Origin of the sequence: Fodinicurvata fenggangensis DSM 21160 (genome assembly GCF_000686045.1) — a bacterium.
In the GTDB taxonomy this organism is placed as follows: Bacteria; Pseudomonadota; Alphaproteobacteria; order Kiloniellales; family DSM-21159; genus Fodinicurvata; species Fodinicurvata fenggangensis.
Window position 1 is genome coordinate 85,433 of record NZ_JMLV01000005.1, and the last position, 21,010, is coordinate 106,442.

Here is a 21,010-nt window from a genome sequence, read left to right on the forward strand (position 1 = left end):
CCGTCCTTTTCAGTTGCTCGCGGGGCCCTGTTCGTTCGCACGTTCTGCCAGGATCGACTTTACCAGGTCCAGGTCTTCGGGCTTGTCGACGTCTATGGCGGCTTCGGCGATCGGCAGGATCACGGCCCCTGCCTGTGCGCCCGCGATCCGGGAAAGTGCCTGCATGGCATCCTTCAGGGTCAGGCGCCTTGCGAGATAAGCAATCAAGGTCCTTATGCCGATTCGCCGCGCAATGCGCCAAGGCTTCTTGCGGTCCTGCTCGACAGTCTGCCAGAAGGTCACGGCCTTCTGCGCGCGTGGTGTCAGCAGTGCGAAGAGGTTGGCTCCGCTGTAGGCCTCGTCACGGAAACGCAGGTAGGTGCGCCGGCTGTCGGGGTAGGCCGCTTTAAGCACGGCCGAGGGAGTCAGGCCGGCCAGGATGTCGTCCTCGCTGGAAAGCGCCTGCCGGCAGAAGCGGTTGAGGATTTCATCGTTCAACAGGGCATGATCGGCCGTCGTGACCAGCAGGGGACTGTCGCTGTGCCATTGACGGGCACAGAAGTCCGAGACACTGGCGCTGGGCGACGGAGCGCTGCGCAGGGCATGCAGGCGCCCCTCCGCGTGCAGGCTGGTTAGCAGGGGCAGCTCCTCCACTGCAGTCGGGTCCGGCAGGCTGATGAAGATTTTCCGGATATGGGGGCTGCGGGCCAGGACCTCGACCACACGCTGCAACATGGGCGTGCCGCCAACCGGCGCCATGCATTTCAGTTCAACACCGCAATGACGGGCCAGAGGATCCGTGCCAGGGCGCTGTCCGGCCAGGACCAGTGCCGTGAAGCCCCGCGCTTCTCCGCTCACGCCAATTCCTTCTCGTAGAGCCGATAGATCTTGTCAGCTTGTCCGCCGAGGGTTTCAATCAAGCGCCGCGTCGGCCTGTTGGTCTCCAGAACCCAGGAAAGCTCGCCCCGCTTCTTTCCCTGGGCGCGATGATAGCTGTAGACCCTGTCGATTACGCCCAGGGCCAGTGCCGCACCCTGGGAGGAGCTCTGGTATTTTCGACGCACTCCCATCAAGGGCATGCGGCCCGTCTCGCAGTGGGAAAACTTCAAGCGCCAGAGCAGCCTGGCCCATCCGAAGGGAAACAGCTTCCCGTTCAGATCGGCCGCCAGGTGGTGAACGTCTGGCAGGGTAACCGTCATGGCAGCCGGCTCGCCGTCGTATTCGGCGATGCAGACGAACTCCGGCTTTATGATCGGCTTCAGGCTCTTGGCCATATTCTCGACCTCGGCCTCGGTCATGGGGACAAAGCCCCAGTTCTGCGACCAGGCATCGTTGAAGATATCAACAATCAGCCGCAGATCCTCCCTGTAGCGTGACATGTCCAGCGGGCGCAGGCGCAGTTTCGGGTCATCCGCGATCTTGTCGACCAGCATGCGGGCTCGTGGCGGCAGGGGGGCGCCAACATCGATGTCATAGGCCAGCAGATCCATTGCCTTTTGGTAGCCGGCCTGCTCGACATAACTACCATAATAGGGCCGGGTATGCCCCATCATCAGTGCCGGTGGCCTGTCGAAACCTTCCACCAGCAGCCCGCACTCGTCATTGACAGACAGGCTGTAGGGGCCAGTGACTCGCTTCATGCCGCGTACCTTCAGCCAGTTCTCGGCCGTTTGCAGCAGTTTGTCGAAGAGGGCGGGATCATCCTGGCCTTCCAGGAAGCCGAAATGGCCCGTGGCATCCTGGTAACGTTCCAGCCAAGCCTGGTCGATCTGGGCCGAGATCCGTCCGACAGGTTTGCCGGCGCGCCAGGCTACCCAGAAGGCGGCCTCGGCGTGCTGGAAATAGGGGTTCTTGTCCTGTGACAGGTGAAGGCGCCGCTCCAGCTTCAGAGGCGGAATCCAGTTCGGATCCCCGTCGTAAACGTGCCAGGGCACCTCGATGAAGCTGTCCAGGTCTCGGCGATTGCGGACCGGGCGGATTTCGATGTCTTCCGACGATCGGGGCGGTGTTTGCACCTGTCTTGCCAAGGCGGACGAGAAATCAGCGATTGCGGGCGGGGCGCATGGCGCCCGGTTGCTGGTTTTCGTCGGAAAGCTCGGCAACCCAAGGATAACGTGATGCTTCTTCGCCGGTGTAGCCAAGGTTGAAGACCGTGGAACTGCGCGGCGTCTCGCGCGGATGGCTGTAATAGGTGCCGAGCAGGCGATCGAAGGTGAAGTTGGTGATCCCGTAATTGCCCTGCTCGTTGTGGAAGTGATGGGCCAGGTGCAGCTTCTTCATCCGCTTCAGCCAGTTCCAGCGGGGCTGAAAAGGCAGGTGCTGGATGCAATGGCAGAATTCATAGAAGCAGGTGGTCAACAAGCCCGAAGCCACGGCTGCAACGGCACCACTGGGTCCGGCAATGGCCCAGCCCAGGGGAATGGTGACGATCAGGATCGTTGGCAGCGTGGTGTAGAGCGCGCCGAACAGCACCCCGAGATCATTCGGGTCCTGGTGATGGTCAAAATGGATGCGCTTCCACAGGGCAGCCGTCTGGGGCATGCGATAGAGCCAGCGGCCATGCAGGACAAAGCGGTGCAGCAGGTACCAGGCCAGGGGATAGATCGGCAGAACGAGCACAGCCGCCAGTGCCGGCCCCCAGTAGTTGCTCGGGTTCAGCACGAGGTAGACAAGACACCCGATTGCCAGGACCAGATAGGCCATGATGGCGTGATGCGTGAAATAGGCACCGACCAGGTCCCGCAACGTCATCTTGTCCAGGAAATATTTCCGTCCCGACCAGGGACCGAGCTTCAGAGCCACACCAGACCTCGATGCTTGGAAATTGTGATGATTCACGCTTTCTATGCGCTGTGGAAAAGTACTGAAAACTGCCGTGAACGGCAAGTAAAGCTTTGCCGTGCAGGGGGAGTTGAAACCATTTGTGATCGAACCCCGTTCCACGCTTGACGGTTTTCAAACCTTCCGCGGTGAATTATGTCTTGCCCGCCTCGTACCCTGCCTGTTTTGAAATGCGGCGGGCTCCGCGGGGCTGATATTGTCGCCCGTGACCAGGATGCCCAAACATTGCGCCGGAAACGCCGCCGCCTCTCCAAAAGATTATACCGCTTACGCAAGGCCGTTCGGCAGTCACGTCCGGTCTGTTATACGCTCTGGAGTCTGGAGGCGGTCTTCATGCTGCTGTTCTGGGCCATGGCGCGCCTGTTGCCTGTCGAGCCTGCATCGGCCATGGGCCGTTGGTTCGGGCGCAAGGTGGTCTCGCGTCTGGGCGACAGTCGTTACATGCGCGCCAATTACCGCGTGGCTTTCCCCGAGGCCGGGGAGGCCGAAATCACAAGGCTGATCCGCAAGAGCTGGGGCAATCTCTGGGCCGTTCTGGCGGAATTCCCTCATCTTGGAAAGATCTGCGACAGATCGTCTCCCGACCCGCGTGTCGAGATCGAGAACCATGCCTATCTGGAAGAACTGGATCGCACGGGGCGGGCGGCCGTCTTCTTCACGGCCCACATGGGCAACTGGGAGATTCTGGGCGGCTTGATGCCGGCCATGGGGCGCCCGTTGACCGTTGTCTATACGCCGCAGAGCAATCCCCTGGTGGATGCCATGGTCCAGTACTGGCGACAGCGTCAGGGTATGAAGCTGGTGGAAAAACATGGTGGCATCCGAATCCTGCTGCGCCGTCTGGGGAGCGGGGAATCCATCGGACTGTTGGTGGACCAGCGCGTGGACGAGGGCGAGCATGTCCCCTTTTTCGAGCGCTCGGCCCTGACCACGACGGCCCCGGCACGTCTGGCCCTGCGTACGCGCAATGACCTGGTGCCGGTGCGTGTCGAGCGTGTCGCAACAGCGCGCTATCGCGTGATCATCCATCCGCCTGTTTCTCCGCCACACGAAGAGATGGGAACCGACAAGCAGGCGTTGGAAATGACGCGCCAGGTCAACGGGATTTTCGAGCGCTGGATCCGCGAAGAGCCGGGTGAATGGCTTTGCCTGAAACGCCGCTGGGCCAAGCCGGGCAAGGAGTTGAAAGAAAAACGCAAGAAGAAGCGCAGGGCTGCTTGACACCCCCCAGATGGGTGGAGTAAGTGATCGCTCCCGTCACGGAAACGCTGGCTTGCCCGGCTCCGTGAAATGTTCTGGGGGTGTAGCTCAGTTGGTCAGAGCGCCGGCCTGTCACGCCGGAGGCCGCGGGTTCAAGTCCCGTCACTCCCGCCATTTCCTCACTTGTCTGACCCGAAGACATAGGTAACAGTTTGTACCTGAGACATGGGTTACACCCTATTTGCAAAAGGGTTGCTTATGGTCTGCAAGGTTTTCTGTTCCAGATCGATATATCCCAGATCATAGTGCATGAAGCTTACGAGCCAAATGCCTTCATCGACCTCCTTGATACCGAGCCTTTGGCCGGCCAGGACGGTTGAGATGTTGATTTTCTTTCGGTGCATGCAGATGCGTCCGCAGGAGGTGACGAGGATATCCTTGTCGTGGAAAGGATAATCCAGCTCGGGCAGTCCACGATAGGTGCGCTTTGAGGACGTATAGTGCTCTCGCGGACAGAGCATGCTGAGTGCTTCATGCGGTCTTTCGGTATTGAATTCGCTGACGAAGTCATCGAAGCGCGCCTGCTGCTGCAGGCTGTTGTCTCCGGGTGGGCGTGTGGTTTCCTGCTTGAGGGTGAGGTGCATGCGTTCGTGCCGGCCGTTCTGCTGCGGGTGGCCGGGCCGGATGCGCTCAATGGCGATACCCAGTCTCAACCACCAGACCGAGAGCCGTGAGAGATTGTAGAGGCCATTGGGCGAGGCGAAAGGCAAGCCATTGTCGCTGCGTATGGCATCGGGCAGGCCGCGTTCGGTGAACAGGCGCTGGAAGGCTTCGATAACCGGCGGCTCGCGCGTTGTGTCCAGGGCTTCACAGAGCAGGATCATGCGTGAGGCATGGTCCGTGACGGTTAGCGGGTAACAGTAGCGCCGGTTACCAAGCCGGAACTCGCCCTTGAAGTCGGCGCACCAGAGATCGTTTGGAGCCTTGCCCGTTGATAGCGGTGTGCCCTGAGCCTTGTTGCGCCGCTTGCGCGCCTGCTTGACCAAGCCGTGACGATCGAGCACGGCATGCACGGTACTGCGTGCCGGAATGCGCACGTCCCCGGCCAGGCGGCGCACCAAGAGCTCGCGAATCTTGCGTGCACCCCAGTGCGGCTTGTCTCGTTTGCAGGAGACAATCAGCCGTTCGATGGGTTCTGGCAACTGGTTGGCATAGCGCACCGGACGACGAGACCGGTCGTTCAGCGCCTCGATCCCCTGCTCCTGATAGCGCTTGTAGATCTTGTAACCGGTCTTGCGGGAAATCCCGAACTCCCGGCAAACATGGCTCATACCCTCTCCATCCAAAAGCCGAGCCACAAAACGAAGACGTTCATCCATAACCGAACACTCCTTCCAAGGCATGAACACCTCCCGCAAAAGCGAAAAGTGTTACCTATCTGTTCGGTACAAAACGTCACCTATCTCTCGGGTCGCTCACCTGAATTTTTCCGGCTTCACTGTTTTTTCCATCCGCCGGCCTGTGGTAACCCCCTGGTGTGGTTCGGTTGTGCCCTGGTTGCAGGCGGATCAGGCCAACTGGTAGACACAGAGGGTCGTTTCTTGCTTTTCCCGTAAGGTCTATCGGCCTATAGTCCGCCGCGAAAACGCCCGGGCTGTTATCCGAAACGGCCTGGAAGACAAGAACAGCTGTGTTAAGAAAGGCTGCGGGGCGCTTTCGGGAACAGTCCAGTGTTGGGCAGGTTCCGGGTGCAGCCGCAGTGGTCAGAGAGCGATCGAGCGATGAACGAGCTTTTGGCGGAATACTTGCCGATCCTGATCTTCATCGGCCTGGCCCTGGGTCTGGCCGTCGTGATGGTTGTTGCTTCCTATCTCGTGGCCCGCCAGCGCCCCGATACCGAGAAGGTCTCGTCCTATGAGTGCGGTTTCGAGGCCTTTGACGATGCGCGAAGCAAGTTCGACGTGCGTTTCTATCTGGTGGCCATCCTCTTCATCATCTTCGATCTCGAGGTTGCCTTCCTCTTCCCTTGGGCGGTTTCGCTGGGTGAGATCGGCATGTTCGGCTTCTGGTCGATGATGATCTTCCTTGGTCTGCTGACCATTGGATTCGTATATGAGTGGAAGAAGGGAGCCCTGGAATGGGAGTGAGCGAGAGCACAATCAGGCAGGCCCCGCTCGGTCCCGGCGCGGATCAGGAGGCTGTGCTCAAGGAAGTTGGCGATGAAATCCAGCACAAGGGCTTCGTGGTTGCCCAGCTGGACAAGCTTGCTGGCTGGGCCCAGTCCGGTTCCCTCTGGCCGATGACCTTCGGTCTGGCCTGTTGCGCCGTCGAGATGATGCACACGGCCGCCAGCCGTTATGACCTGGACCGATACGGGACCGTTTTTCGCCCCAGTCCGCGTCAGTCCGACGTGATGATCGTGGCGGGGACGCTGACCAACAAGATGGCGCCGGCCTTGCGCAAGGTCTATGACCAGATGGCCGAGCCGCGCTGGGTCATTTCCATGGGCTCCTGCGCCAACGGCGGCGGCTATTATCACTATTCCTATGCCGTGGTGCGCGGCTGCGACCGTGTCGTGCCGGTGGATATCTATGTCCCCGGTTGCCCGCCCACCGCAGAGGCCTTGCTGTACGGCGTTCTGCAACTGCAGAAGAAGATCAAGCGGCAGGCCGTCATCGAGCGCTAACTGCTTTCTCGGTCCGGATCGGTAGAGAGATGAATCCAACGCTAACAGAACTCGGCGAACACCTGACGTCGTCACTGCCCGACGACATCTTCAGGACGGAAACGATACGCGACGAGTTGATCGTCTGGGCGTATCGCGAAAGCCTGGTGAAGGTCATGACCGCTCTGCGCGACGATCCCAATGCCCAGTTCAAACAGTTGGTGGATGTCACGGCGGTCGATTACCCCGACCGGCCCGAGCGCTTCGAGGTGGTCTATAACCTGCTTTCGCTGAAGCACAACCTGCGCATTCGGGTGAAGGTGCCGGCTTCGGAGGATACTCCGGTGCCGTCCGTCGTCGACATCTTCAGCTCCGCCATCTGGTTCGAGCGCGAGGTCTGGGACCTTTTTGGCGTCTTCTTCTCGGATCATCCGGATCTAAGGCGAATCATGACCGACTACGGTTTCGAGGGGCACCCCCTGCGCAAGGATTTCCCGCTGACGGGCTATGTCGAGGTTCGCTACGACGAGGACCAGAAGCGTGTGGTCTACGAGCCGGTGAACCTGGTGCAGGAATTCCGCAACTTCGATTTCATCTCTCCCTGGGAGGGCATGCTGCATCTGCCTGGTGACGAGAAGGCAGAGGACGAGGACGCGACGCAGGAGAGCAAAGCCTGATGGCCGAAGCACACATCAAACCGCTGACCCTGAACTTCGGGCCGCAGCATCCGGCGGCACACGGCGTCCTGCGCCTTGTGCTGGAGATGGACGGCGAGGTGATCGAGCGTGCCGATCCGCATATCGGCCTGCTGCATCGCGGCACCGAAAAGCTGATCGAGTACAAGACCTACCTCCAGGCGATCCCCTATTTCGACCGCCTGGATTACGTCAGCCCCATGAATCAGGAGCATGCCTTCGCACTTGGTGTTGAGAAGCTGCTGGGAATCGAGCCGCCTCCCCGCGCCCAGTACATTCGCGTGCTGTACAGCGAATTGACGCGCATCGCCAACCACCTGCTGAATATCTGCACCTTCGCGCTCGACGTCGGCGCCATGACGCCCATGCTCTGGGGTTTCGAAGAGCGCGAAAAGATCATGGAATTCTATGAGCGGGTCTGTGGCGCGCGCCTCCATGCGGCCTATTTCCGCCCGGGCGGAGTGCATCAGGACCTGCCGGCGGGCCTGGTGGATGATATCCGCGAATTCTGCGAGGACTTTCCGAATCTGATTGACGATTTTGAGGGGCTGCTGACCAACAACCGCATCTATCGCCAGCGGACCGTCGACATCGGCGTTGTCTCCGCCGAAGAGGCGATGGACTGGGGCTTCTCGGGACCCATGCTGCGTGGCTCCGGCGTGCCCTGGGACCTGCGCCGCGCGCAGCCTTATGAAGTTTATGACCAGCTGGATTTCCAGATCCCGGTCGGCAAGAACGGCGACTGCTTCGATCGCTATCTCGTACGCATGGAGGAGATGCGCCAGTCGGTGAAGATCATCCTGCAGTGCCTGGACAAGCTGCCGGAAGGCCCGGTGATGGTGGAGAACCAGAAGATCACGCCGCCGCGCCGGGGCGAGATGAAGCGCTCGATGGAAGCATTGATCCATCACTTCAAGCTCTATACCGAGGGCTATCACGTGCCGCCGGGTGAAACCTATGCCGCCGTCGAGGCGCCGAAGGGCGAGTTCGCCGTCTATCTGGTTTCGGATGGCACCAACAAGCCCTATCGCTGCAAGCTGCGCGCGCCGGGTTTTGTGCACCTGTCGGCCATGGATTACATGTGCAAGGGGCACATGCTGGCCGACTCCGTGGCCATCCTCGGTTCCATGGATATCGTTTTCGGAGAGGTCGATCGATGAAGGTTACCACCTATCAGGTGCCGGAAACGGACTTCCAGTTCACACCGGAGAATCTGGAGCGGGCAAAGGGCTATATCGCGCGCTATCCCGAGGGACGCCAGGCAAGCGCGGTCATCTGGCTGCTCTACCTGGCGCAGGAGCAGAATGGTGGCTGGCTGAGCGTACCGGCCATCGAGTACGTGGCCGGCTTCCTGAACATGGCGCCGATCCGGGTGCACGAGGTCGTCAGCTTCTACACCATGTTCTATACCGAACCGCGCGGGAAGCACCACATCCAGGTCTGCCGCACGACGACCTGCTGGGTCCGGGGCTCCGACGACATCGTCAAGTCCTGCATGCAGGCGGCCGGCATCTCCAAGCTGGGCGAAACCAGCGAGGACGGCCTGTTCACCGTCAGCGAGGTGGAGTGCCTCGGTGCCTGCTGCAACGCGCCCATGTTCCAGCTCAACGAAGGGGACTATTTCGAGGATCTGACGCCCGAGCGCGCGGCGGAGATCGTCGAGGAGTTGCGGGCCGGCAAGACGCCGAAGCCCGGTTCCCAGACCGGCCGCCTGAGTTCCGAGCCGGAAGGCGGGCCGACCACATTGACTGAAATCCAGGCCGACAGCCGGGGGGATGCCTGATGCTCCAGGACAAGGATCGCGTCTTTCTGAATCTCTATGGCCAGCAGGACTGGGGCCTGGAAGGCGCGCGCAAACGCGGCGTCTGGGACAATACAAAGGACCTGATCGCGCTGGGCCGCGAGAAGCTGCTGGAACTGGTCAAGGAATCCGAACTGCGTGGACGCGGTGGGGCCGGCTTCCCGGCCGGCATGAAGTGGTCCTTCATGCCCAAGGAGAACGATGGCCGTCCGCATTACCTCGTGGTCAACGCCGACGAATCCGAGCCCGGTTCCTGCAAGGACCGGGAAATCATGCGCAACGATCCGCACATGCTGCTGGAAGGCTGTGTGGTGGCCGGTTTTGCGATGGGCGCCAACAAGGCCTACATCTACATCCGCGGTGAATACTGGGAGCCTCTGCAGCGACTGGAAGCAGCCATTGCCGAAGCCCGAGACGCGGGTCTTCTGGGCGACAACGCCTGCGGATCGGACTGGGCCTTCGATATCGAGGTCAGCCGCGGCGCCGGCGCCTATATCTGCGGCGAGGAAACCGCGCTGCTGGAATCGCTCGAGGGCAAGAAGGGCCAGCCGCGCCTGAAGCCGCCCTTCCCGGCGGCTGTGGGCCTTTATGGCTGTCCTTCCACCGTGAACAATGTCGAGACGATTGCCGTGGTGCCGACGATCCTGCGGCGCGGGACCGAGTGGTGGACCAACCTGGGGCGTCCCAAGAACACCGGCACCAAGATCTTTTCCATTTCCGGCAACGTCAACAAACCCTGCAACGTCGAGGAAGAGCTTGGTATCCCGCTCAAGGAGCTGATCGAGAAGCACGCCGGCGGAGTCACCGGCGGTTGGGACAATCTTCAGGCCGTCGTGCCGGGCGGGTCATCCGTGCCCTGTATCCCGAAGCCGACCTGCGACAGCGTGCTGATGGATTTCGATTCCCTGCGTGAGGCCAAGTCCGGCTTGGGCACCGCGGCGGTCATTGTCATGGACAAGTCCGTGGACATCGTGCGGGCCATCGGGCGTTTCTCGCACTTCTACATGCATGAATCCTGTGGCCAGTGCACACCCTGTCGCGAGGGGACGGGCTGGATGTACCGGGTCATGCAGCGTATGGCGAAAGGCCAGGCCACGGTTGACGAGATCGACAGTCTGCTGGACGTCACCTACCAGGTGGAAGGTCACACGATCTGCGCCCTTGGCGATGCGGCTGCCTGGCCGATCCAGGGCCTGATCCGTCATTTCCGTCCGGAGATCGAGCGCCGGATCAATGAGTACACGAGCAACAGCGCGGTTGCCGCAGAGTAGCGCCGGGTTGCAAAGCAGGTTGGGAGAAGGGTCGATATGCCGAAGCTGACCATCAACGGTCGCGAAATCGAAGTGCCAGCAGGTGTCACGGTCCTGCAGGCCTGCGAGTTTGCGGGCGTCGAGATTCCGCGCTTCTGCTACCATGATCGCCTGAGTATCGCGGGCAACTGCCGCATGTGCCTGGTGGAGATGGAAAAGGCGCCCAAGCCGATCGCCTCCTGTGCCATGCCGGCGGGTGACGGCATGGTTATCCATACCGACACCGAGAAGGTCCACAAGGCGCGCAATGGCGTGATGGAATTCCTGCTGATCAACCATCCGCTGGACTGTCCGATCTGTGACCAGGGCGGGGAATGCGACCTGCAGGACCAGGCCATGGCTTATGGCTATGACCGCAGCCGTTACGAGGAGAACAAGCGCGCGGTGCCCGAGAAGTACATGGGGCCGCTGATCAAGACGATCATGACGCGCTGCATCCAGTGTACACGCTGCGTGCGCTTTGCCACCGAAGTGGCCGGCGTCGAGGAAATAGGCATGGTCAATCGCGGCGAGGACGCCGAGATCACGACCCTGGAGCAGGCCATCGATTCCGAACTGTCCGGCAACCTGGTGGATATCTGTCCCGTGGGCGCGCTGACCTCTGCGCCCTATCAGTTCGCGGCCCGGCCGTGGGAGTTGAAGAAGACCATGTCCGTGGATGTGATGGATGCTGTGGGCTCCAACATTCGCGTGGATTCCCGCAGCGGGCGGGTGATGCGTGTGCTGCCGCGCCTGCACGAGGACATCAACGAGGAATGGATCAACGACAAGACCCGGCATGCCTGTGACGGCCTGGCGCGCCAGCGCCTGGACCGTCCCTATGTGCGTGGCGACGACGGCAAGTTGAAACCGGCGCGCTGGGACGAGGCCTTCACGGCCATCCAGGCGCGCATGAAGGCCACGGCTCCGGAGCGCATGGCGGCCATTGCCGGCGATCTCTGTGATGCCGAGTCCATGATGGCGCTCAAGGATTTCATGACGGGACTGGGCGTGCCCAACCTGGATTGCCGCCAGGACGGCAGCCGCATCGGAACCGGACCGCGCGCCAGCTACATCTTCAATACGACGATCGCCGGGATCGAGGACGCTGATGCCGTCCTGGTGATTGGCAGCAATCCGCGCTGGGAAGCCGCCATGATCAATGCGCGCCTGCGCAAGCGCTTCCTGCAGACGGCCATGCCGGTGGGGGTGATCGGCGAACCCGTCGACCTGACCTTCGAAACCCAATACCTGGGGGCTGGTCCGGACAGCCTGGCCGAGCTGGCCGAGGGCAAGAACGATTTCGCCAAGGTTCTGCAGAAGGCCGAGCGGCCCCTGATCATCATGGGGTCTGCTGTCTTTGCGCGCCCGGATGGCGAGGCGCTATTGGGCACGATCCGCCGCTTTGCCGAATCCGTAGGGGCTGTAGGCAAGGATGCGCCCGAAGGCTGGAATGGCTTCAGCGTCCTGCAGCGCGCGGCTTCACGCGTGGGCGGACTGGATCTGGGCTTCTTGCCCCAGGAAGGCGGTCGTGACCTGGAAGGCATCCTTCAAGGCTGCGAGGACGGCGAGATCGATCTGGTCTGGCTGCACGGCGCTGATGAGATCGACACGAAGCGTCTGGGCAAGGCCTTCGTGGTCTATCAGGGCCACCATGGCGATGCCGGTGCGCATCGTGCGGACGTGATCCTGCCGGGGGCGGCCTACACCGAGAAGAATGCCACCTATGTCAACACCGAGGGGCGTGTCCAACTGGCGCGCCTGGCGGTTTTCCCGCCAGGGGATGCACGCGAGGACTGGACGATTCTCCGGGCGCTTTCCGAGATTGTGGGCAAGACACTGCCTTATGACAATTTGGGCGAGGTGCGCCAGCGTCTGATCGAGACCAATCCGGTCTTCGCGGCGGTGGACCAAATTTCAACGGAAAAGTGGTCGGGCTTCGGCGGACGCGGAAAGCCGGACAGCGCAGCCTTCACATTGCCAATTGCGAATTTCTACATGACCGATCCGATCAGCCGGGCTTCCAAGACCATGGCCGAATGCACCGAAGCTTTCATCCTGCCCAAGCAGGATGCAGCGGCAACCGGCTGACGGGTCAAGAGTCGACGGGACGACGAAAGGCGACAGGGGAAGACAGACGTGGAAGAGTTCTTGACAGGTTACGCGCTGCCCGTGGGGATCATCCTCGCGCAGATCCTGGCGATCGTGGTTCCCTTGCTGGTGGCCGTTGCCTATCTGACCTATGCGGAACGCAAGGTGATTGGTGCCATCCAGCTGCGTCAGGGGCCGAACGTCGTTGGTCCCTTCGGCCTGCTGCAGCCCTTGGCAGACGGGGCCAAGCTCTTCTTCAAGGAAACCATCCTGCCTTCGGGAGCGAACCGGGTGGTCTTCCTGCTGGCACCGGTGCTCACCTTCAGTCTTGCGATGGTGGCCTGGGCGGTCATTCCCGTGAACGAGGGCTGGGCGATTGCCGACATCAATGTCGGTATCCTGTTCCTCTTCGCCATCTCCTCGCTGGGTGTCTACGGCGTCATCATGGCGGGCTGGGCCTCGAACTCGAAGTATCCCTTCCTGGGTGCCCTGCGCTCGGCGGCCCAGATGGTCAGCTACGAAGTCTCCATGGGCTTCGTCATCATCACGGTGCTGCTCTGTGTCGGGTCACTGAACCTGACCGACATCGTCCTGGCCCAGGAAACGGTGTGGTTCGCCATTCCGCTGCTGCCCATGTTCGTGATCTTCTTCATCTCGACCCTGGCGGAAACGAACCGGGCGCCCTTCGACCTGCCGGAAGGCGAATCGGAACTGGTGGCCGGCTATTTCGTCGAGTATTCGGCCATGAGCTTCGCGCTCTTCTTCCTGGGCGAATACGCCAACATGATCCTGATGAGCGCGATGACCACCATCCTGTTCCTGGGGGGCTGGCTGCCGCCGCTGGACATTGCGCCGCTCACCTGGATTCCGGGACCGATCTGGTTCGCGCTGAAAGTGGCTCTGGTGCTGTTCTGCTTCCTCTGGGTCCGCGCGACCTTCCCGCGCTATCGCTATGACCAGTTGATGCGGCTTGGCTGGAAGGTCTTCCTGCCCTTCACGCTCATCTGGGTGGTCCTGACCGCCGGTGTGCTGGTGGCCTTCGACTGGGTGCCGAAATGAGGTGTGCGATGAGCGGCAGCAAAGCGGAAAGGGGCCTTGTGTCCACCGGGCTGGCGGCTATGGTGTCGCCACCCGTTCACCGGGGGTCTTTGGGCACAGCTTGCAAGGGGGTGTGTCCATCTTGAGCGAGAAAGGTACTTGACGGAGATGGCTTTCGTCGATCGCACAGCCCGCAGCCTGCTTCTGACAGAACTCCTGTCAGGGCTATGGATGACCCTGCGCTACATGTTCAAGCCCAAGGTGACCCTGAACTATCCCTATGAGAAAGGGCCCTTGAGTCCGCGCTTCCGGGGCGAGCATGCCCTCAGGCGCTATCCCAACGGCGAGGAGCGCTGCATTGCCTGCAAGCTTTGCGAGGCGATTTGCCCGGCGCTTGCGATTACCATCGAGGCGGAACCGCGCGAGGACGGCAGCCGCCGGACGACGCGCTACGACATCGACATGACGAAGTGCATCTACTGCGGCTATTGCCAGGAGGCCTGTCCCGTGGATGCCATTGTCGAAGGGCCCAACTTCGAATTTGCAGCCGAAACGCGCGAGGAGCTTTTCTATAACAAGGAGAAGCTCATGGAGAACGGGGATCGCTGGGAATACGAGATTGCCCAGAATATTGCATTGGACGCGCCCTATCGCTAAGGGCAGTGAGCACACCGGCAGCGGAGGCCTCCGTATGCTGGTGTGCGAGGTTTGACAAGGGGGAAGCAGACGTGCCGAGCACAGGTCGCAAACAGGAAGGGGGAGCCCAATGGTAGTCCAGGCGCTGGCCTTCTATCTATTTGCCGCCGTTGTGGTGGCTTCGGCCATGATGGTGATCGCCGCGCGGAACCCGGTTCATTCCGTCCTCTTCCTGATCCTGGCCTTCTTCAACTCGGCCGGGCTTTTCGTGCTGATGGGCGCCGAGTTCCTGGCCATGATCCTGGTCGTGGTCTATGTCGGAGCGGTCGCCGTGCTGTTCCTCTTCGTGGTCATGATGCTCGACGTCGATGTGACGCAGATCAAGCATGGCTTCCTGCAGTATCTTCCGGTCGGCGTGCTGATCGGGCTGATCCTGCTGATCGAACTGGCCATGGTTGCCGGGGCCTGGGTGGCCGTTCCCGAAGCCCAGAGCGTGGCGCAGATCCCCTTCTCGCCCGGAGGGGATGTCACCAACACCCAGGCTTTGGGCGCAGTGCTCTATGACCGCTATGTCTATCTCTTCCAGGCGGCGGGGCTGATCCTGCTGGTCGCCATGATCGGGGCCATCGTCCTGACCCTGCGTACCCGTGAGGGTGTGCGCAAGCAGTCGATCTCGGACCAGATTTCGCGCCGGACCGAAGACAGCGTCGAGGTCAAGGATGTGCCGAGCGGAGGGGGCGTGTGATGCTGGAAATCGGACTTGGGCATTTCCTGACCGTCGCGGCGATTGTCTTTACCCTGGGAATCTTCGGGATTTTCCTGAACCGCAAGAACGTGATCGTCATCCTGATGTCGATCGAGCTGATCCTGTTGGCGGTCAACATTAACCTGGTGGCATTCTCCACCTTCCTGAACGATCTGGTCGGGCAGGTCTTCGCCCTGTTCATCCTGACAGTCGCGGCTGCTGAGGCGGCGATTGGCCTGGCGATCCTGGTCGTCTATTTCCGCAACCGCGGTTCCATCGCGGTCGAAGACATCAACATGATGAAGGGATAGGCGGGCGCCATGGATGTCGCCATTGTATTTCTGCCGCTGATCGGTGCGATTCTCGCCGGCTTCCTCGGACGTTCCCTGGGGGACCGCGGCGCGCAGCTCGTGACCTGCATACCCATGGTGGTTGCAGCACTGCTGTCCATTGTCGTGTTTTTCGACGTAGCTCTGGGCGGAAACGCCTATACCACCGAGCTGTTCACCTGGATTGATTCCGGCGCCTTCGAGCTGTCCTGGGCCCTGCGTGTCGATACCCTGACGGCCATCATGTTCTGCGTGGTCACGGTCGTCTCCAGTGTCGTTCACATCTATTCCGTCGGCTACATGTCCGACGACAAGTCGATCCCGCGCTTCATGGCCTACCTGTCGCTGTTCAGCTTCTTCATGCTGATGCTGGTCAGCGCGGACAACTTCGTGCAGATGTTCTTCGGCTGGGAAGGTGTCGGTGTTGCGTCCTACCTGCTGATCGGCTTCTGGTACGAGAAACCCAGCGCCAATGCCGCCGCCATCAAGGCCTTCCTGGTCAATCGCGTGGGCGACGTCGGTTTCGCACTCGGCATTGCCGGTGCCTTCCTGCTGTTCGGGGCCGTGCAGTTCGACGCGGTCTTCCCGCAGGTCGAGGACATGGCGGAGACCACCATCAGCATCTTCGGCATGGAGGCCAACGCCCTGACCGCGATCTGCCTTCTGCTGTTCGTGGGGGCCATGGGGAAATCGGCGCAGCTGGGCCTGCACACCTGGCTGCCCGACGCCATGGAAGGCCCGACGCCGGTGTCCGCCCTGATCCACGCCGCAACAATGGTGACGGCGGGTGTCTTCATGCTCTGTCGATTGTCCCCGATGTTCGAGTATGCGCCCATCGCCTTGGACGTTGTGGCCTACGTGGGTGGTGCCACGGCCCTGTTCGCCGCGACGGTCGGCCTGACGCAGACGGACATCAAGCGGGTCATCGCCTATTCCACCTGTTCGCAGCTCGGCTACATGTTCTTTGCCATCGGCGTGTCGGCCTACAGCGCGGCGATGTTCCACCTGATGACACACGCCTTCTTCAAGGCCCTGCTGTTCCTGGGCGCAGGCTCGGTGATTCACGCCATGCATCACGAGCAGGACATGCGCAAGATGGGCGGTCTCTACAAGAAGATCCCCGTCACCTATACCCTGATGTGGATAGGCACCCTGGCCCTGGTCGGCTTCGGGATTCCGGGCGTCACCGGGTTTGCCGGCTTCTACTCCAAGGACATCGTGATCGAGGCGGCCTATGCCGCACAGAGCAGCGCCGGCGGTTTTGCCTTCGTCATGGGTGTGGTCGCGGCCTTCCTGACCTCTGTCTATTCCTTCCGGTTGCTGTTCCTGACCTTCCATGGTGAGACACGCGCGGATCACCATACCTTCGAGCATGCGCATGAGTCGCCGCGCGTGATGGTCTGGCCGCTCTATGTCCTGGCCGCCGGTGCGGTTCTGGCGGGAGCCGTTTTCTATGGACCCTTCGTCGGCGACGGGCGCGAGGCTTTCTGGGGCGACTCCCTGCTGGTCCTGGGCAGCATCATCGAGGATGCACACCACGTGCCCTTCTGGGTGAAGGCCTCGCCCATGATCATGACCCTGCTGGGTCTCTGGCTGGCCTGGTACATGTACATCCGCCGGCCCGAGCTGCCGGGGGAATTCGCGCGCCAGGCCGAGCCCTTCTATCGCTTCTCGCTCAACAAGTGGTACTTCGACGAGCTTTACGACGCGGTCTTCGTGCGTCCGGCCTTCTGGCTGGCGCGCGGCCTCTGGAAGGGCGGCGACGGTGCGGTGATCGACGGCCTGGGTCCGGACGGCCTGACCGCGGTCACGCAGAGCCTGTCCCGGCGGGTCAGCCGATTGCAGAGCGGCTATCTCTATCACTACGCCTTTGCCATGCTGATCGGCGTCGTTCTGCTGATTTCCTGGTACATCTTCATGGCATTGCGGTGAACGACCTATGATGAGTTCCTGGCCCCTTCTGTCCCTGGTCACCTTCCTGCCGCTGGTGGGTGCGGCCTTCATCTTCGCGGCCCGCGGTGATGATGCTGTCGTTGCACGCAATGCCCGCTATGTCGCGCTCTGGACCTCGCTGATCACCTTCGTGCTGTCGCTGTTCATCTGGTTCGGCTTCGAGCGCGGCACAGCGGACTTCCAGTTCGTGGAAAAGGCCGAGTGGATCCCCTCACTCGGGCTGACCTATCACATGGGCGTGGACGGCATCTCGATGCCTTTCGTCCTGTTGGCCACCCTGCTGACTCCGCTGTGCGTACTGGCCAGCTGGGACGCCATCCAGACACGCGTGAAGGAGTACATGATCGCCTTCCTCGTGCTGGAAACCCTGATGGTGGGAATGTTCTGCGCGCTCGACTTCATCGCCTTCTACATCTTCTTCGAAGGCGTGTTGATCCCGATGTTCCTGATCATCGGGGTGTGGGGCGGCGCCCGGCGCGTCTACGCGGCCTTCAAGTTCTTCCTTTACACGCTGACCGGCTCGGTCCTGATGCTGCTGGCCATCCTGACCATGTACTTCACATCGGGCACGACGGACATTCCGAGCCTGATGGAATACGGTTTCGATCCCGCGCTGCAGAACTGGCTGTGGCTCGCCTTCCTGGCATCGTTTGCCGTGAAGGTGCCGATGTGGCCGGTGCACACCTGGCTGCCGGATGCCCACGTGGAAGCGCCGACTGCTGGTTCGGTCATCCTGGCCGGCGTGCTGTTGAAGATGGGGGCCTATGGCTTCCTGCGCTTCTCTGTGCCCATGCTGCCCCAGGCGACCGAGTTCTTTGCGCCGCTGATCTTTGCGCTGTCGGTGATTGCCATCATCTACACTTCACTGGTGGCCCTGGCCCAGACGGACATGAAGAAGCTGATCGCCTATTCCTCGGTTGCGCACATGGGCTATGTCACCGCTGGCATCTTCACCCTGAATCAGCAGGGTATGGAGGGGGCGATCTATCAGATGCTCAGCCACGGCATCGTCTCGGCCGCCCTGTTCCTCTGTGTCGGTGTGGTCTATGACCGCCTGCACACGCGCGAGATCGCGCGCTATGGCGGACTGGCCAACAACATGCCGCGTTATGCTCTGGTCTTCATGATCTTCATGCTGGCCTCTGTAGGCCTGCCCGGCACCAGCGGGTTCGTGGGCGAGTTCCTGGTCATCATGGGGGCCTTCCAGCTTTCCAGTTGGCTGGGCCTGCTGGTCGCCAGCGGCATGGTACTCGGGGCTATCTACATGCTGGTGCTCTATCGCCGGGTCATCTTCGGCCAGTTGACCAAGGACGACCTGAAGGGTCTGCTGGACATCAGCTGGCGGGAAAAGGCGGTTTTCGCACCGCTGCTGATCCTTGCCATCCTGTTCGGGGTCTATCCCATGCCGGTCCTGGACGTGATGTCCGCCTCGGTGGAGAACCTAATCGAAAACTATCAGCTGGCGCTTGGCGAGGGAGGATCCTCTTCCTTTGCCTGGAACCTGATTTCGCGCTAGGGGGCACGGACCGTGAATATCGGAAACGACATTCTTACCGCTCTGCCGGAGATCTTCCTGGCCTGCAGCGCCATTGCCCTGCTGATGCTGGGCGTCTTTCGCGGCGAGGGCTCTTCGCGGCTGATCATGACCCTGTCGGTCACGGCCCTCATCGTGACCCTTGGCCTGCTTCTCATGGGCCCGACGCGCAACACCTCCGCCTTCAACGACCTTTTCGCCAACGACGGCTTTGGCGATTTCATGAAGATGCTGGTGCTGATCGGGGCGGCGCTCACCATGGTGATGGCGCAGCGCTACATCGAACGCGAGCAGATGGCCCGCTTCGAGTTGCCGGTCCTGCTGCTTTTCTCCACGGTCGGCATGCTGATGATGATATCGGCCAACGACCTGATTGCCCTTTACATGGGCGTCGAGTTGCAGAGCCTGGCGCTCTATGTCGTGGCCGCAATTCGCCGTGACACCCTGCGTTCCTCGGAAGCCGGGCTCAAATACTTCGTCCTGGGTTCGCTGTCGTCGGGCATGCTGCTCTATGGCCTGTCGATGATCTATGGTTTCACGGGCACGACGAATTTCACGACCCTGGCGGAAATCTTCGCCAACGGGGGCGAGGTGTCCCTGGGCCTGACGGTCGGCCTGGTTTTCCTGTCGGCTGGCCTGGCCTTCAAGATCTCCGCCGTGCCCTTCCACATGTGGACGCCCGATGTCTACGAGGGGGCGCCTACGGCCATTACGGCCTTCTTCGCCGTTGCACCGAAGATCGCGGGGCTTGCGCTGTTCGTGCGCGTGCTGATGGGCCCCTTTGGCGAGCTCGTGGACCAGTGGCAGCAGATCATCGTCTTCATCGCCGTCGCTTCGATGCTTGTCGGCGCACTTGCAGCCATAGCCCAGAACAACATCAAGCGCCTGATGGCCTACAGCTCCATCGGCAACATGGGCTACGCCCTGGTCGGCTTGGCTGCCGGCACGCAGGAAGGCATTCGCGCGGTGGGCGTCTATATGGCGATCTACCTCTTCATGAATGTGGGCACCTTTGCGGTGATCCTCTGCATGCGGGTGAACGACCGTATGGTCGAGCGCATCGATGACCTGAAAGGCCTCAGCCGGACCAATCCGCTGATCGCGCTGGCGCTTGCCATCTTCATGTTCTCAATGGCCGGTATCCCGCCACTCGCGGGTTTCTTCGGCAAGCTGTATGTCTTCCTGGCGGCCGTGGAATCGGGTCTCTATATCCTGGCTGTGATCGGTGTCCTGACCAGTGTGATCTCCGCCTTCTACTACCTGCGCATCATCAAGGTCATGTATTTTGACGAGCCTTCGGAAGCTTTCGACCAGCCCATTGGGCGCGAGATGGCTGTGGTGCTGACGGCGACCAGTGTTATCGTGCTGCTGTTCTTCATCATGCCCTCGCCCATTCTCGAAAGCGCTTCGGCCGCCGCCGAGGCCTTCTTCCCCGCTGGGCCATGACGGAGAGAGATGCGGAACGGCCTGTTCGCCTTCCGCCGGCCTACAGGCTTGTCCAGTTATCCTCGGTCGGCTCCACCATGGACGAGGCCAGGCGGCTGGCCGAAGAAGGCGCTGAAGACGGAACACTGGTCTGGGCGCAAGAGCAGACAAAGGGGCGCGGCCGGCAGGGACGTGACTGGAGCAGCCCGACGGGCAATCTCTATCTCTCTCTGGTGTTGCGTCCCGAGTGCGAGCCCTCCCAGGCGGTGCAGCTGGGTTTCGTGACGGCGCTGGCAATCGGCGATGCCATTGGCGCCGTCTCTCCGCCGGTCAATGTAACCTACAAGTGGCCCAACGATGTCCTGCTGAACAACGGCAAGGTTGCCGGCATCCTGATGGAAACCCGTTCGGGGGCCGAGGGAGGGATCGATCACCTGATCCTGGGCTGCGGAATCAATATCGCGAGCGCGCCGCTCGATACGCCCTATCGCGCAACCTGCCTGCACAACGAGGGTGGAGGGCAGGTGGACGAGGCGGAAATGCTGGAGGCCTTTGCGCGTCACATGCTAACCTGGACCAGCCGTTGGCTGGACAACGGATTTGACGCAGTTCGCGCCCGCTGGCTGCAGCATGCCGAGCACAAGGGCAAGCGCATCGAAGTGCGCCTGCCATCGGAAACGCTTTCGGGAGTGTTCGAGGATATCGACACGAACGGATACCTTCTGCTGCTGCTTGATGATGGCACGCGGCGGCGTATTTCCAGCGGAAACGTCTTTCCTGCAGGATAAG

Annotated in this window: 20 protein-coding genes and 1 tRNA gene; 17 read left to right on the forward strand and 4 right to left on the reverse strand. The window is 61.3% G+C overall.

The window, feature by feature from the left end; translation table 11 throughout:
* Positions 1-9 precede the first annotated feature (9 nt).
* From BP38_RS0109235 to BP38_RS0109245, 3 genes are read right to left on the reverse strand one after another with little or no spacing between them, the layout of a single operon-like run.
* A complete protein-coding gene (locus tag BP38_RS0109235; protein ID WP_026987497.1) occupies positions 10-837 on the reverse strand; it encodes a nucleotidyltransferase family protein in 828 nt (275 codons plus the stop codon).
* Positions 834-1,994 carry a hypothetical protein gene (locus BP38_RS0109240; RefSeq protein WP_051609166.1) on the reverse strand — a complete coding sequence of 387 codons (1,161 nt, stop codon included), beginning with the start codon at positions 1,992-1,994 and terminating at the stop codon, positions 834-836. The genes BP38_RS0109235 and BP38_RS0109240 overlap by 4 nt, the downstream gene beginning before the upstream one ends.
* Before the next feature lie 25 nt (positions 1,995-2,019).
* Entirely contained in the window at positions 2,020-2,781 is a 762-nt protein-coding gene (locus BP38_RS0109245) for a sterol desaturase family protein (protein ID WP_026987499.1), read from the reverse strand.
* A 372-nt stretch (positions 2,782-3,153) separates the two neighbouring features.
* Between BP38_RS0109245 and BP38_RS19890 the strand changes: the two genes are divergently transcribed.
* Positions 3,154-4,041 carry a lysophospholipid acyltransferase family protein gene (locus BP38_RS19890; protein ID WP_051609168.1) on the forward strand — a complete coding sequence of 296 codons (888 nt, stop codon included), beginning with the start codon at positions 3,154-3,156 and terminating at the stop codon, positions 4,039-4,041.
* A gap of 76 nt (positions 4,042-4,117) precedes the next feature.
* Positions 4,118-4,194: transfer RNA gene (locus tag BP38_RS0109255), tRNA-Asp, on the forward strand.
* Between the two features lie 56 nt (positions 4,195-4,250).
* On the opposite strand, the gene BP38_RS0109260 is transcribed toward BP38_RS0109255, so the two are convergent.
* Positions 4,251-5,423, reverse strand: a complete 1,173-nt coding sequence (locus BP38_RS0109260) for an IS481 family transposase (RefSeq protein WP_026987500.1) — start codon at positions 5,421-5,423, stop codon at positions 4,251-4,253.
* Between the two features lie 378 nt (positions 5,424-5,801).
* On the opposite strand from BP38_RS0109260, the gene BP38_RS0109265 reads away from it, so the two are divergent.
* From BP38_RS0109265 to BP38_RS0109335, 15 genes are all read left to right on the forward strand, one after another.
* A complete protein-coding gene (locus tag BP38_RS0109265) occupies positions 5,802-6,167 on the forward strand; it encodes an NADH-quinone oxidoreductase subunit A (RefSeq protein WP_026987501.1) in 366 nt (121 codons plus the stop codon).
* Positions 6,158-6,706, forward strand: coding sequence for a NuoB/complex I 20 kDa subunit family protein (locus BP38_RS0109270; RefSeq protein ID WP_026987502.1), 549 nt, complete (start codon positions 6,158-6,160; stop codon positions 6,704-6,706). The genes BP38_RS0109265 and BP38_RS0109270 overlap by 10 nt, the downstream gene beginning before the upstream one ends.
* A gap of 29 nt (positions 6,707-6,735) precedes the next feature.
* On the forward strand, positions 6,736-7,362 hold the full coding sequence (locus BP38_RS0109275) for an NADH-quinone oxidoreductase subunit C (protein ID WP_026987503.1): 627 nt from the start codon (positions 6,736-6,738) through the stop codon (positions 7,360-7,362).
* Positions 7,362-8,540, forward strand: a complete 1,179-nt coding sequence (locus BP38_RS0109280) for an NADH-quinone oxidoreductase subunit D (protein ID WP_026987504.1) — start codon at positions 7,362-7,364, stop codon at positions 8,538-8,540. The genes BP38_RS0109275 and BP38_RS0109280 overlap by 1 nt, the downstream gene beginning before the upstream one ends.
* Entirely contained in the window at positions 8,537-9,163 is a 627-nt protein-coding gene (nuoE, locus tag BP38_RS0109285) for an NADH-quinone oxidoreductase subunit NuoE (protein WP_035724472.1), read from the forward strand. Before BP38_RS0109280 ends, nuoE begins: the two co-directional genes overlap by 4 nt.
* On the forward strand, positions 9,163-10,452 hold the full coding sequence (nuoF, locus tag BP38_RS0109290; protein ID WP_026987506.1) for an NADH-quinone oxidoreductase subunit NuoF: 1,290 nt from the start codon (positions 9,163-9,165) through the stop codon (positions 10,450-10,452). The genes nuoE and nuoF overlap by 1 nt, the downstream gene beginning before the upstream one ends.
* 36 nt (positions 10,453-10,488) lie before the next feature.
* Positions 10,489-12,561: an NADH-quinone oxidoreductase subunit NuoG gene (nuoG, locus tag BP38_RS0109295; protein ID WP_026987507.1), complete on the forward strand. Its 2,073-nt coding sequence runs from the start codon at positions 10,489-10,491 to the stop codon at positions 12,559-12,561.
* Positions 12,562-12,609: 48 nt separating this feature from the next.
* Positions 12,610-13,620, forward strand: a complete 1,011-nt coding sequence (nuoH, locus tag BP38_RS0109300) for an NADH-quinone oxidoreductase subunit NuoH (RefSeq protein WP_026987508.1) — start codon at positions 12,610-12,612, stop codon at positions 13,618-13,620.
* 147 nt (positions 13,621-13,767) lie between these two features.
* A complete protein-coding gene (nuoI, locus tag BP38_RS0109305; protein ID WP_026987509.1) occupies positions 13,768-14,256 on the forward strand; it encodes an NADH-quinone oxidoreductase subunit NuoI in 489 nt (162 codons plus the stop codon).
* 109 nt (positions 14,257-14,365) lie between these two features.
* Positions 14,366-14,980, forward strand: coding sequence for an NADH-quinone oxidoreductase subunit J (locus tag BP38_RS0109310; RefSeq protein WP_026987510.1), 615 nt, complete (start codon positions 14,366-14,368; stop codon positions 14,978-14,980).
* A 2-nt stretch (positions 14,981-14,982) separates the two neighbouring features.
* Positions 14,983-15,291 (forward strand): NADH-quinone oxidoreductase subunit NuoK, encoded by a 309-nt coding sequence (gene nuoK, locus BP38_RS0109315; RefSeq protein ID WP_026987511.1) that lies wholly within the window; start codon positions 14,983-14,985, stop codon positions 15,289-15,291.
* Positions 15,292-15,300: 9 nt separating this feature from the next.
* Positions 15,301-17,241, forward strand: coding sequence for an NADH-quinone oxidoreductase subunit L (gene nuoL, locus BP38_RS0109320; RefSeq protein WP_026987512.1), 1,941 nt, complete (start codon positions 15,301-15,303; stop codon positions 17,239-17,241).
* Between the two features lie 10 nt (positions 17,242-17,251).
* On the forward strand, positions 17,252-18,778 hold the full coding sequence (locus BP38_RS0109325) for an NADH-quinone oxidoreductase subunit M (protein WP_026987513.1): 1,527 nt from the start codon (positions 17,252-17,254) through the stop codon (positions 18,776-18,778).
* A 12-nt stretch (positions 18,779-18,790) separates the two neighbouring features.
* The gene (gene nuoN, locus BP38_RS0109330; RefSeq protein WP_026987514.1) at positions 18,791-20,242 is read left to right on the forward strand and encodes an NADH-quinone oxidoreductase subunit NuoN; all 1,452 of its coding nucleotides are present in this window, start codon (positions 18,791-18,793) and stop codon (positions 20,240-20,242) included.
* Entirely contained in the window at positions 20,239-21,009 is a 771-nt protein-coding gene (locus BP38_RS0109335) for a biotin--[acetyl-CoA-carboxylase] ligase (protein WP_026987515.1), read from the forward strand. Before nuoN ends, BP38_RS0109335 begins: the two co-directional genes overlap by 4 nt.
* The last annotated feature ends 1 nt before the right edge of the window (position 21,010 follow it).